This window comes from Pseudomonas sp. F01002 (assembly GCF_004402115.1).
Classification (GTDB): Bacteria; Pseudomonadota; Gammaproteobacteria; order Pseudomonadales; family Pseudomonadaceae; genus Aquipseudomonas; species Aquipseudomonas frigoris.
This window is the reverse complement of the sequence record NZ_SOPU01000004.1, coordinates 120725-133514: the sequence shown is the minus strand read 5'-3', so window position 1 is coordinate 133514 and position 12790 is coordinate 120725. Positions and strand designations below refer to the sequence as shown.

The 12790-nt window shown below is 58.0% G+C and carries 12 protein-coding genes, 1 tRNA gene and 1 pseudogene; 7 read left to right on the top strand and 7 right to left on the bottom strand.

All coding sequences use genetic code 11. The annotated features are described in order from the left end of the window. Positions 1 to 9: 9 nt before the first annotated feature. The 7 genes from E3W21_RS03565 to E3W21_RS03535 all read left to right on the top strand — a co-directional run bounded on the left by E3W21_RS03565 (position 10) and on the right by E3W21_RS03535 (position 7350). Entirely contained in the window at positions 10 to 1398 is a 1389-nt protein-coding gene (locus tag E3W21_RS03565) for an amidohydrolase family protein (protein ID WP_134418492.1), read from the top strand. Positions 1399 to 1532: 134 nt separating this feature from the next. Then, positions 1533 to 2699, top strand: coding sequence for an XdhC family protein (locus tag E3W21_RS03560; RefSeq protein WP_134418491.1), 1167 nt, complete (start codon positions 1533 to 1535; stop codon positions 2697 to 2699). Positions 2700 to 2783: 84 nt separating this feature from the next. Continuing rightward, positions 2784 to 3641, top strand: a complete 858-nt coding sequence (locus tag E3W21_RS03555) for a hypothetical protein (RefSeq protein ID WP_178084126.1) — start codon at positions 2784 to 2786, stop codon at positions 3639 to 3641. A gap of 278 nt (positions 3642 to 3919) precedes the next feature. Continuing rightward, a complete protein-coding gene (locus E3W21_RS03550) occupies positions 3920 to 4951 on the top strand; it encodes an IS110 family transposase (protein WP_134418489.1) in 1032 nt (343 codons plus the stop codon). A gap of 291 nt (positions 4952 to 5242) precedes the next feature. Beyond that, positions 5243 to 6328: an IS4 family transposase gene (locus tag E3W21_RS03545; protein ID WP_256661488.1), complete on the top strand. Its 1086-nt coding sequence runs from the start codon at positions 5243 to 5245 to the stop codon at positions 6326 to 6328. A 372-nt stretch (positions 6329 to 6700) separates the two neighbouring features. Then, a complete protein-coding gene (locus tag E3W21_RS03540; protein WP_129443720.1) occupies positions 6701 to 6991 on the top strand; it encodes a type II toxin-antitoxin system ParD family antitoxin in 291 nt (96 codons plus the stop codon). Positions 6992 to 6993: 2 nt separating this feature from the next. Then, on the top strand, positions 6994 to 7350 hold the full coding sequence (locus E3W21_RS03535; RefSeq protein ID WP_129443719.1) for a type II toxin-antitoxin system RelE/ParE family toxin: 357 nt from the start codon (positions 6994 to 6996) through the stop codon (positions 7348 to 7350). A gap of 114 nt (positions 7351 to 7464) precedes the next feature. Here E3W21_RS03535 and E3W21_RS32255 read toward each other — a convergent pair. From E3W21_RS32255 to E3W21_RS03500, 7 genes and pseudogenes are all read right to left on the bottom strand, one after another. Then, positions 7465 to 7974: pseudogene (locus tag E3W21_RS32255) on the bottom strand (tyrosine-type recombinase/integrase); the annotation flags it as partial. A 220-nt stretch (positions 7975 to 8194) separates the two neighbouring features. Further along, positions 8195 to 8270, bottom strand: a tRNA-Gly gene (locus E3W21_RS03525). A gap of 62 nt (positions 8271 to 8332) precedes the next feature. After that, positions 8333 to 8893: a CDP-diacylglycerol--glycerol-3-phosphate 3-phosphatidyltransferase gene (gene pgsA / locus E3W21_RS03520; RefSeq protein WP_008150904.1), complete on the bottom strand. Its 561-nt coding sequence runs from the start codon at positions 8891 to 8893 to the stop codon at positions 8333 to 8335. Between the two features lie 33 nt (positions 8894 to 8926). Continuing rightward, on the bottom strand, positions 8927 to 10750 hold the full coding sequence (gene uvrC, locus E3W21_RS03515; RefSeq protein ID WP_056741535.1) for an excinuclease ABC subunit UvrC: 1824 nt from the start codon (positions 10748 to 10750) through the stop codon (positions 8927 to 8929). Between the two features lie 2 nt (positions 10751 to 10752). Then, entirely contained in the window at positions 10753 to 11394 is a 642-nt protein-coding gene (gene uvrY / locus E3W21_RS03510) for a UvrY/SirA/GacA family response regulator transcription factor (RefSeq protein WP_008015884.1), read from the bottom strand. 126 nt (positions 11395 to 11520) lie between these two features. Continuing rightward, entirely contained in the window at positions 11521 to 11964 is a 444-nt protein-coding gene (locus E3W21_RS03505) for an N-acetyltransferase (protein ID WP_134418476.1), read from the bottom strand. Then, positions 11964 to 12722, bottom strand: coding sequence for a carbon-nitrogen hydrolase family protein (locus tag E3W21_RS03500; protein ID WP_129443714.1), 759 nt, complete (start codon positions 12720 to 12722; stop codon positions 11964 to 11966). Before E3W21_RS03500 ends, E3W21_RS03505 begins: the two co-directional genes overlap by 1 nt. Positions 12723 to 12790 lie beyond the last annotated feature (68 nt).

The following is a 12790-nucleotide window of genomic DNA, read 5'->3' as shown; positions in this document are numbered from 1 at the left end:
GAGAAGCCCATGACTCAACTTCAAAACACCCTGATCAAGAATCCGCTGGCGGTGATGACCGGCCTGCGCGGCACGCGTGCACGGGCCGGTAGCGTCGATATCCGCATCGTCAACGGTCGCATTGCCGAAATGGCCGAGGGCTTGGTTGCGCAACCCGGTGAGCGAGTGATCGACGCCCGAAACTCGGTGGTCTATCCCGGCTGGATCAACACCCACCATCACCTGTTCCAGAACCTGCTCAAAGCCGTGCCCGAAGGTTTGAATCAAGACTTGCAAGGCTGGCTGGCGAGCGTGCCTTACCCGCGCCTCAACCGCTTTACACCACAACTGGCGCAGATCGCCGCGCGATTAGGCATTGCCGAACTGCTGTTGTCGGGGGTGACAACCTGCGCCGATCACCATTACCTCTATCACGCCAACGGCACAACCGAGACCGGCGACCTGCTGTTCGACACGGCTGACGCGTTCGGGATGCGTTTTGTGCTGTGCCGGGGCGGCGCACTGGAGTCCGCCAGCGCTCATCCGGGATTCTCGAAAACGGCGCTGCAACCGGAGACGCTGGAGCAGATGGTCGGTGACATCGAACGGCTCAAATCGCTGTACCACCAGGACACTCCGGATGCGATGCGTCGAGTGGTGGTGGCGCCGACGACGCCAACGTTCTCGCTGCCGCCCACCTTGCTGCGCGAGCTTGCGCACACCGCTCGCGGCCTCGGATTGCGCTTGCACACACACCTTTCGGAGACGCAGAACTACGTCAACTTTTGTCGCGAGAAATACAACTGCCTCCCGGTGGAATTCGTCGCCGAACACGAATGGCTCGGCCCCGACGTCTGGTTCGCCCACGCGGTGCATTTGCAGCCGGGGGAAATCCGCATGCTCGCGCAAACCGGCACCGGCATTTCTCATTGCCCGGTGAGCAACGCACGGCTGGGCAGCGGCGTCGCGCCGGTACCACAAATGTATGAGGCCGGGGTGCCGATATCGCTTGGGGTGGATGGCGTGGCGTCGAACGAGTCCGGGAGCATGGTCGGTGAAGCGCATACCGCGTGGCTGATCCATCGTGCGGAGCAAGGTGCGTCGGCCACCACGGCCGAAGACGTGATCCATTGGGGTACGGCCGGAGGCGCGCAGGTGTTGGGGCTGGGCTCGGTCGGCACGCTGGAAATAGGCCAGGCGGCGGATCTGGTGATCTATGGCCTCGATCATCCACGGTTCTTTGGCTTCCACGATATCGCGGTGGCGCCGGTGGTCGCGGGTGAGCCGATTGCCGTGCGGTACAGCATGGTCGGGGGGCGGCTGGTGGTTGACGACGGAGTGATTCCGGGACTGGACCTGGAGCGCATGCGCGCTGAAGCGTGGGAGGGGGTGCAGCAGTTGATGCATGTCGTCGACTGATTTAACCGCGCCCGCCCCCTATGTTGGAGCTGGTTTGCCAGCGATGACGGCCTGAAGGTCAGTGCCAGGTGCAAATGCCCCTCATCAGCAAGCCGGCTCCAACACGTTACACACCAACCTTCGGGAAACACACCATGTCCGGCCTCAACGACCTCCTCCAAGCCATTCAAACCAGCGCCCGGCAAGGCGAAGAAACCATCCTCGCCACCGTGGTCAAGGTCGAAGGTTCCGCCTACCGCCGTCCGGGCGCACGCATGCTCATCCCCCTCCACGGCCGAACCATCGGCACCGTCAGCGGCGGATGCCTGGAACAGGACCTGGCAAAAAAAGCCTGGTGGCTGACCGATTCTGGCGAGCCGGTGGTGCGCCGCTACAGCACCGGAGCCACCGAGGACGAAGACGACGAGCAAAGCGCCCTGACCTTCGGCCTCGGCTGCAACGGCACGGTTTTCGTCATGCTCGAACGCCTGCGCGCGAAAACCCCGTCATTGGCCATCGATCTGTTGCGGCAGGTGCGTGACAGCCTGCAACCGGCGGCCATGGCGACCATCATTGCCACGTCACGCCACACGTCAGTGCGGGTTGGCGATCGGGTGTTGTCGCACGCAAGCCCCGCGCTGCGCAATCGCGCACTCGACAGCAGCATCCGCAAAGACCTGCGCAAAACACTCACCGAGAAAAAATCCTCTCTGCGGCTCTACACCGACGCCCGTGGAGAAGTCGAAGTGTTCTTCGAATACGTGGCTCCGCCCCCGCGCCTGGTGATCTTCGGCGCCGGCCACGACGCCCAGCCACTGGTGCGCATGAGCAAACTGCTGGGCTGGCACGTCAGCGTGATCGACAGCCGCAGCCACTTTGCCCGCCCTGAACGCTTTCCGCAGGCCGATGCGGTCATCGTCGCGAACCTCGACGCCTCCATCGTCCTCGGACCGTTGATCGAGGGGGCCGCGGTGGCCGTCATGACTCACAGCTACCGCCAGGACCGACACTGGCTCGGCCAATTGCTGCAAGGCGCACCGGCCTACATCGGCCAACTCGGCCCCCGCGAGCGGACCGAGCGCTTGTTGACCGACATTCGCCAACATAATCCTGCCCCGAATGCATTGCTACAGCTGCACTACCCAATGGGCCTGGACCTTGGCGGCGATGCGCCCGAAAGCGTCGCGCTCTCGATTCTGGCGGAAATGACGGCGGCGTTGAATCTGCGTAACGGCGGGATGCTCATGCATCGGAGCAAACCGATTCATTACGTGGATTTGCTGGTGTGTGAAAAGTTGGAGGCAGCGGCAGCGGTCGATTGAGCTGGTTTCAAACGGCGACAGTTTCTCGGCACTTATAAAAAAGTCCCTCAAGCTGAAGTGGACGACTACTCAAGAAAATGAAGGATGCAGAACCGCACGTTTCTCGTTCGGCAGACCTTTGCCATCAGTACTCTGTTATTGACCACGGCCACTTCATTGCAAGCTGCCGACTGGAGCGATAACTCAATCAGTTACTGGTATGGCACCCACTTCGCTGAGCCGGGCATCGATGGCCCGATCGCCAAGCACATCGTTGAGTTCACTCACGTTGACGGATACAAATACAGCAGCAACTTCCTCGACGTGCAGGTGTTGTTTTCCGATAAAGACGATCCAGCCGACGGCGACGGCGACGGCGCTACCGAGGTGTATGCGATATATCACCATCAACTTTCACTGAATAAAATATCCGGCCAGGATTTCAAGTGGGGACCCATTCGGGACTGGTCACTTTCGGGTGGCGTCGACTGGAACACCAAAAACACTGCCTTCGCGCCGGCAAAACGCATGCTCGTCATCGGCCCGACGATCAATTTCAACGTGACAGGTTTTTGGGACTTCAGTTTGATGTACCGCTCCGAGCGCAACCACAATGGCTTGCCGTTCGCCCAGGAGCACGATATTCGCTTCAACGACACGTACTACCTGGAAACCGCCTGGGAGATTCCATTCCAGCTCGGCTCAGTACCGCTCAAGTTCAAGGGCTTTGCCAACTTCATCCCGCCCAAGGGCAAGGACGGCTTCGGGAACGACACCGTGAGCGAAACGCTCGTGCACGCCACATTACTTGTGGACGTGGGCGAGCTCACTTTCGGCAAGAAAGATACCTTCTTTGCCGGGGTGGGTTACGAATACTGGAAGAACAAGTTCGGTAACAACTCAGCCAACACACCTGGCACCGAGGCCAATACGCCGTTTCTGAATCTGGAATGGCATCTGTAATGCTCCAATCAGAAGGCACACCGTCTTACACGGACAGTTGCATTGAGCTTACCGACTCCATGGATAATGTCCGCACTAATGCGTGGGAGTTGATCCTACAACTTAGCCTCGGGCCGGAAGCCGGGCGGTGTGCTGACCGGACTCATACGGCTAAACCTCAATGAGGTCTGCGACAGGCAGCTACTGGCCATAAGCGGTGGGAACTCCTCCTCACCTCGGCATCTTGAGTGCCAGACTGAAGGTGCGAACCGCAGTCAACCGTGAGTAGGAGTCTACACATGAAGCTTATGCGCTTTGAGGTCGGTTTGGCCAAGAACGTGTTTCAGATTCACGGCGTGGATCGTCATGAGCAGCCGGTCTGGCAGCAGCGTTTACCTCGTGATCGCTGGCTTCAAACAGTGCTGGAGAAGATCGAGCCCGGCTGTGAGATCGGAATGGAAAGATGTGGCGGTGCGCACTATTGGGCGCCGCAGCTACAGGCACGTGGATTTCGGGTGAGGCTGATCGCGCCGCAGTTCGTCAAGCCATACGTCCAGAGCAACAGGAATGACACCAACGATGCCGAGGCAATCTGTGAGGCGATGAGCCGTCGCAGCATGCGCTTCGTCACCATCAAAACCATCGAACAACAGGATATTCAGGCGACGCATCGCATTCGGGCCGGCTTAATCGAACAGCGGACGGCCAAAGCCAATCAGATTCGTGGGCTGATCGCCGAGTACGATCTTGTTGCGCCGAAGGAATTACTGATGCTACGTCGCGCAATACCGTGCTGGCTAGAAGATGCAGATAACAGTTTGACGGCACGCTTTTGTCGTCTGCTGAATGGCTTGTGGGATGACCTGCGCGCACTTGATGAGCGCGTGAGCGAACTCGATGGCGAGATATCTGCGATCGCTGCAAGTGAGCCATCGGCCGTCCGTTTGCAACAGCTGCGTGGCGTCGGCCCGATGATTGCCACTGCGCTTGTTGCTGCCATCGGTGATACCAGTCAGTTTGCTAACGGCCGACAACTGGCCGCCTCGCTAAGGCTGACGCCAAAGCAACACAGCTCTGGCGGCAAGGATCGACTGCTTGGCATCAGTAAACGTGGGGATGCTTATCTGCGAACGCTGATGATCCACGGTGCGCGGTCGGTACTGCGCACGGCCAAGTCCAAAGACGATCGACTCAGCCGGTGGGTTGTCCGTTTAGCCGAGCGCTCACATCCCAACGTGGCCGCTATCGCACTGGCCAATAAAACCGCACGCATGGCTTGGGCGATGCTGCGCAACGGCACTGATTACCAACCGGATCGGACAGCGGCCTGACCCATTCATCCCAGGAGCCCCCCCTCGAAACGATGCCCACTGAATACTCGCTACCCGATGTTCTCGAACGTCTATACCAAACCAGCTTGCTTAGAGGCGGCCCTGATGGAGTTGACGTTGAGGATTGAGAGCCAAGGTGCGACGGATACTGGCGACAATGTCCGCGGCGCGCTTCACACGATCCGTGAGAACGCCCACTAGTGTCCGGTAAAAAACGAGGGGGGAGCTTGCTCCCCCTTGCTGTTGGCGGCTGTGAGGCATAATCGGACTTTTCAGACTCGATTTTGACTTATGTTTTCCAGCACCCGTTTAACCCAACTACTCAGTGCGATCCCGCGCCAGTTTTTCCAGCAATCCATCGAAACACACCAAGCTGATCGCTACGTCAAACGCTGCACGACCTGGCAATTGCTGGTGACACTGATCCGCGGCCATTTGACCCAAGCCTCAAGCCTGCGGTCCTTGGCGACCATCTCCGAAAATTTCGGCCCGCATAGCTACCATCTTAAAGCCGACCCTATTGCCCGCTCGACAATGTCCGATGCCTTGAACAAACGTGACTACCGGCCATTACAGGACCTTTGCGGGTACCTGATGAGCGCCGTCAGCCGCCAGCAGCGCAAGGAGATCGGGGCCATGGTTAGCCTGATTGACTCCACGTCGATCACCTTGCGCGGACCTCACTTCGATGGCTGGACAGCCGCGACGAAAACCCGCATCACCCAAGGCCTCAAAGTGCATGTCGGGCTGGATCTGGCGCAACTGGCCCCGGTGTACGTGAACATTACGCCTGCCAACGTCAACGACCTGAGCGATGCACTGGAAATGCCGATCCAGGCCGGCATGACGTATGTTTTCGACAAGGGCTACTGCGATTACAACTGGTGGCACGAGTTGCAGACCAAAGGTGCTTTTTTCGTCACCCGCCTGAAGAAAAACGCCAATATTAAAGTGCTGCATGAGCACTCGACCGTGACTGAGCAAAGCTCGGTCATGACCGATGAAGTCGTCCAGTTTGGTAAAAAGCATTTGACCGGCAAACGCCTGAACGACTACCGGGAAAAGTCGGTAAGACGCGTCGTGGTTGAGCGCGAGGGGCATGCGACGCCGTTAGTTCTGGTGACCAACGACTTCACGAGGACAGCTGAAGAAATCGCCTCTTTGTACAAAGATCGTTGGCAGATCGAGCTATTTTTCAAGTGGATCAAACAACATCTGAAGCTCAAACGCTTTTATGCCTACTCCGAAAATGCGGTGCGTTTGCAGATTTACAGTGCCTTTGATCAGCTATCTGTTACTGCAAATATTCCATCGTCGCTCAGGATTTACCGGCTCGTTGTTCGAGCTGACGGTTCGCATAGTTCATGTCCTGTTTGAACGGCCCGAAACCCCAGTATTGAGGGAGCGACGAAGGCAGGAGCGAGAAAAGTTGAAGGCTGCCCAAGGCAGCCTTCAACTATGAAACATGTTTACCGGACACTAGTGTGAGAACGCCGGATTCATCAAACAGGGCCTGGCCAAGCTGAGGGCCCAAGGCCCACTCTGATCAAGACGGCGCCGACGTCCCGCCTGCAACACCCTTTTGAGCATTTGCAAATACACTCCGGAGCCAGCACGCGCTGTTCGGCGCGGCGGATGAACCCGTACGATCCAGTTCGTCAGAAACAAACCCAAATCTATATGTTCGCGGGCAACATGGCATAATATGCCAACGATCGAAACCTGATTGCGCTGAGCTGGAGCCCACCCATGGCGACTCGAAACGTTGTTCTTACCCCTCACCAGGAACAGGTTATCCATGATCTGGTTCAGTCCGGTCGTTATCAGAATGCCAGCGAAGTGATGCGAGAAGGCTTGCGTCTATTGGAGCAGCGCGTCGCCGAAGAGGCGGCCAAAATTGAGGCACTGCGTCAGGCAACATCGATCGGCATCATGGACCTTGAGCACGGGCGCTTTACTCAGCTGAACGAAGGGGATCTGGAGCACTACCTCGAGGGGTTGAGCCTGGAGGCAACCATCCCCGCGAGGGAGAAACACTGAGCATGCCGCAGTATCGGATTTCCAACGCGGCGCGCGCCGATATTGTCGACATCCTCAGACTCTCTCAGACTCAGTTCGGCGATCGAGCACGCCAGCGCTACCAGGCGCTGATCCTCGCCGCGCTGCAAGATATCGCCGGCATGCCCTATCGCATTGGCAGCCACGACCGTGATGAGCTTGCACCGGGCCTTCGCAGCTATCACCTCATCCACTCACGCCAGCAGGCAAAACAACCCCATGGAACGGTCAAAAGTCCGCGCCATATCGTGTTCTATCGTGTGGCAAACGACGAAGTGATCGAGATCATCAGACTCCTTCATGACGCCATGGAGGTGCAGCTGCACCTGCCCAACGACTAATCACAGACCTGGCCCAAAGGGTTCACAGGCCATGAAGAGCGAATGTGAGGCACATCCCCCTTATCTCAACCTGAGCGGCCAGCGCTGTCAGCCGCTTCGGCAGCAAATTGAAGCGGGAGGCTGTGGCACGGCCGCACTATCGAGGCCGGCGGCCGGATTGGTCTCGAGCCCCGCCTCAACTATCGCGTATCGGAAAGTTGATTTAACCAGGTTCGACACTTCTCCGCCGCCGTCAGTGCACCACGACGTTCAATCTTGCACACCACCTCCAGCGCATCCTCAGACTCAACGCCTTGAATCACGTCAACGCTGAAAGACCGCTTCGAAGGTGTTTTCCGTTGCCAGGCGTAAGGCATTGCGCTCCTGTCGTCGATGGGCCCGCAGATCGATACCCCTGGCGATCAGAACCCTGGCAACATCACGCAGAGCGCGAGCCTCTCGTAGACTAATTTCAGGGTAGGTCCCGAGAGAAATACGGGGTTGCTTATCCGCCCAGGAAAAGCGGAAGTGCCAGCACTTGGTGCCTTTCGTATTCACGAAAAGGGCGAGACCGTCGTAGTCAGGGAGGGTGTAGTCCTTGGCACTGGGTTTGGCGTGTCGGACCGCGGTCTTGGTGAGAGCCATCGCACAATCTCCGTTTCGTATGAATGGAGGAGATTTGTACGGTTTGCGGTGAGACTGGCACCACGAAAAAACCGATCTGCCGAGCACCGGATTGATGTACTGGAAAATGCGCCCATTGGGGCTGGATCCGAGTGTTTTCAGGGGGCGCGGCAAAAGCCAAAGAAAGACTTTTCTTTGGACGAAAAAAATGGACCTCTTTCAGAGATCCATTTTTAATGCTTGGAGCGGGAAACGAGACTCGAACTCGCGACCCCGACCTTGGCAAGGTCGTGCTCTACCAACTGAGCTATTCCCGCGTCTTGGTGAGGCGCATTCTATAGAATCCAGATGCCCCGTCAACCCCTTGATTCAAAAAAGTTTATTTCTTTTCCACGTCGGTCTTCAGATGCGGCCAGGCAGCCCGCAAATATTGGACCATGGACCACAACGTCAGGCCCGCGGATATCAGCAGCAAGGCGTAACCCAGCAGCACCCAGAACGTGAAATCCGACGGATTGGCCAGCAGGATCACTAGCGCCAGCATTTGCGCGGCGGTCTTCCATTTACCCAGGTTCGACACCGCGACGTGAGCGCGGGCGCCGAGTTCGGCCATCCATTCGCGAAGTGCCGAGACGACAATCTCGCGACCGATGATCACGGCGGCCGGCAGTGTGAGCCACAGGTTGCCATGTTCTTGCACCAGCAATACCAGCGCAACAGCGACCATCAGCTTGTCAGCCACGGGATCGAGGAAAGCCCCGAACGGTGTGCTTTGTTCCAGTCGGCGAGCCAGATACCCATCCAGCCAGTCTGTGGCGGCGGCAAATGCGAAGACCGAGGCGGACGCCAGGTAGCTCCATTGATACGGCAGGTAGAACAGTAAAATGAAGATCGGAATGAGCAGGACGCGTAGTACGGTAATCAGATTAGGGATATTCATCGGCACAACTGGCTACGAGGTGAGGGGGGCATTCTACTCGCTGTGCAGATTGGCATAAATCAACTCTGCGAGCTTTTTACTGATGCCGGGTGCTTTGGCGATCTCTTCGATGCTGGCACGAGACAGCTCCTGCAATCCACCAAAATGTTTCAACAAATCGCGGCGACGGGTCGGTCCGACACCGGCAACGCCCTCCAGTGTAGACGTGCGGCGAGTTTTCCCACGACGGGCGCGGTGCCCGGTAATCGCGAAACGGTGAGCTTCGTCGCGTATCTGCTGGATCAAATGCAGCGCGGGGGAATCGCCGCGCAAGGTGAATTCGTGGGCAGCATCGTTCAGGTACAGGGTTTCGAAACCGGCCTTGCGCGTGGCGCCCTTGGCCACGCCCAGCAGAATAAGATCAGGCACGGCCAGTTCATTGAGCACGTCGCGGGCCATGGACAGCTGCCCCTTGCCACCGTCCACCAGCAAAATGTCCGGTAGCTTGCCCTCCCCGTCCTTCAGTTTGCTGAAGCGTCGGGTCAGGGCCTGGTGCATCGCGGCGTAGTCATCACCCGGAGTGACGCCTTCAATGTTGTAGCGACGATAGTCGGACTTGATCGGACCTTCGGGGCCGAACACCACGCAGGATGCCACGGTTGCTTCGCCGCTGGAGTGACTGATGTCGTAACACTCCAGGCGCTGTGGCGGTTCGTCCAGGTTCAGCACTTCTGCCAGCGCATCGAAACGTGCAGCAACGTGTTGACGGTTGGCCAGTCGCGCTCCCAGTGCCTGCTCGGCATTGGTGACCGCCAACTGTTGCCAGCGTGCTCGCGTACCACGAACCCGATGACTAATGGTCAATTCACGACCGCGCAGTTCATCGATGGCCGCGATCAGGGTCGGGAAGTCTTCGTGAACCACGTTGACGATCAGTTCGCTCGGCAAGTCGCGCTCAGGACTGCTGATGAAGTACTGGCCGAGAAACGCCGCCATGACTTCGGAAACGTCTTCTTCAATACCCACCTGCGGAAAGAAGTTCTTGCTCCCCAGCACCCGCCCGCCACGCACACTGATCAAATGAACGCAGGCACCACCCGGATTGACAAACGCCGCGATCACGTCGACATCGCCCGTCCCGCCCTCCATGCTTTGCTGGTCCTGGACCCGGCGCAGCAATGAAATCTGATCCCGCAACTCGGCCGCACGTTCGAACTCGAGGTTGATCGCCGCCTCTTCCATTCCTGCGGACAACTCATCCGTCAGCGCATTGCTGCGCCCCTCAAGGAACATCACCGAGTGCCGTACGTCTTCAGCGTATACCTCAGGCTCCACCAGCCCGACACAGGGCGCCTTGCAGCGTTTGATCTGGTATTGCAGGCAAGGACGGGTGCGGTTCTTGTAATAACTGTCTTCGCACTGACGAACGAAAAACGTCTTCTGCAGCAGGCTCAGGCTTTCGCGAATGGCGCCGGCGCTGGGATAAGGGCCGAAGTATTTGCCCTTGGCCTTTTTTGCACCGCGATGGATGCTCAAGCGTGGAAACTGGCCATCCGAGAGAAAGACGTAGGGGTAGGATTTATCGTCGCGCAGCAGGATGTTGTAGGGCGGACGCCACTCCTTGATCAGCGTCTGTTCAAGCAACAAGGCTTCGGTTTCATTGGCCGTAATCGTCGTTTCGACCTGAGCGATACGCGCGACCAACGCCGCGGTCTTGGGCGCAAGACCGGATTTGCGGAAGTAACTCGACAGACGATTCTTGAGGTTCTTGGCCTTGCCGACGTAGAGCAGGCGTGCCTCGCTGTCGAACATGCGATACACACCGGGACGCCCACTGACCGTCGACAGAAAGGCGCTTGGATCGAAGACTTCAGTCATTTTCAGAGGCTGGCATCGACCATGCCGTGACGAACCGCCAACAGCGTCAACTCGACATCGCTGCTGATCGAAAGCTTTTCGAAAATGCGGTAACGGTAAGTGTTCACGGTTTTTGGCGACAGACACAGTTTGTCGGAAATGATCTGGACCTTCTGACAGCCGACAATCATCAGCGCGATCTGGATTTCCCGCTCCGACAAGGCATCGAAAGGCGAATCATTGGTCGGCTGGAAGGATTTGATCGCCAGTTGCTGTGCAATTTGCGGGCTGATGTAGCGCTGCCCGGCAAACACCAGGCGGATGGCCTGGACCATTTCCGGCAATCCGGCACCCTTGGTCAGGTAGCCTGCGGCCCCTGCCTGCAACAACCGAGTCGGAAACGGATCTTCTTCGCACACGGTGACCGCGACGACTTTGATATCCGGATGACTGCGCAATAATTTGCGTGTGGCTTCAAGACCGCCGATGCCGGGCATCTTGACGTCCATCAGTACCACATCGGGTTTCAACTCACGCGCCTTGAGCAGGGATTCTTCGCCTGACTCAGCCTGGCCGACTACTTGCAGGCCATCGATGTCAGCCAGCATTCGTGTAATGCCTGTACGAACGAGATCATGATCATCGACTACTAGCACCCTAATCAAGCAGACACCTCGCGAAATGGTCTTATTGGGTTGCCGACACCTTAGCAAAAAGCAACTGGCAGACCTAGCGGCAAGCGTCATATAAAAAGTTTCAATACATCTTGAAAGGCTTGTCGTAAGCGTGTTTCAGCCAGGCGAGGCATCGATATCACGCTGCATTCTCAGGAAACACTCGTCCGTGCCGACCACCTTCAGGCCCTTTCTCGCATACAACGCTTGCGCGGGATTGTTTTCAAAAACCGTCAAACGCAATGCCGGACGCCGTTCCTTGCACGCCATGTCGAATACCTGATCAATCGCCCAGGAACCGACGCCCTGCCCTCGAAACGCTTCGAGGACGTGCAGTTCGCGGATGTACAGGGATTTGGCGTCACGACTCAGACTGAAAAAGCCCAACACGGTACTGCCACTTACAATCAACCAGTTCTCGCGCCCTGCCCAGCCAACATCGAACCCTTCGTCCTGCCACAGCAGATCGTGCTGAATGTAATAGCGGAGCATGTTGTTGCGGGTCAGTTCACGAGCGAAGTCGAGGTCCCGGGATGTCGCCGGACGTAATTCAAATACCATCACCCCAATGCAACCTCCACTAATTGCCCTTTCCAGCCGTCAGCGTTGCGTCGAGCAACGACCATCAGGTTACCGGTTCCGGGTGCGGCCGCAATCAGCGAGCCGTCCGACGCCCAGATTGCGCTGCGTCCAGCCGATTCCCAGCCACCCGTTGCACCGCCATGGTTGGCCATCAGCACCGCCATCGAATGAGCGCTGGCGTAGCCTTGCAACAACGCGGTATCCGGGGCGTAGCCGTTTTCCGTGATCAGCACGCCTGCCGCATAGAGATCCGCGCCCTGCTGGGCCGCCGCGGCGGCATGACTGGCGTGAGAGAAATCCGCACACACCGCCAACGCGACCGTATCGGCACCTATGGTCAGGGTCGAACCGCCGGTTCCCGGTGCAAATGCCACTTCCTCGCCTGGATGCAGATGTTGCTTGCTATAGATCCCGAGCGATCCATCAGCGCCCAACACCAGCGCCCCAATCAATACTGGCGAATCTTCCGACAGCCGAATCGGCATCCCGACGACAGTCGTCACACCGACTTCCCGCGCGAAATCCCGTAGCGGTTGCAGAACCTCGGCGTGAGGCGCAATGGCCAGCTCAGCCGCAAGTCCACGCTCGTACCCGGTCAGCGATAACTCCGGAAACACCAGCAATTGCACGCCGTGCTCCGCGGCAACTTGCATGAAGCGCTGATGCCGCACCATGTTTGCGGCAAGGTCACCGGCGATGGAGGTCGATTGAGCAGCGGCGATGATCAGTGGCGTCATGGTTCGTCCTTGTGACGTTGTACGTAAGCGGAACACAAAGTGTGTCACAACCGGTGACGCACTCAAGC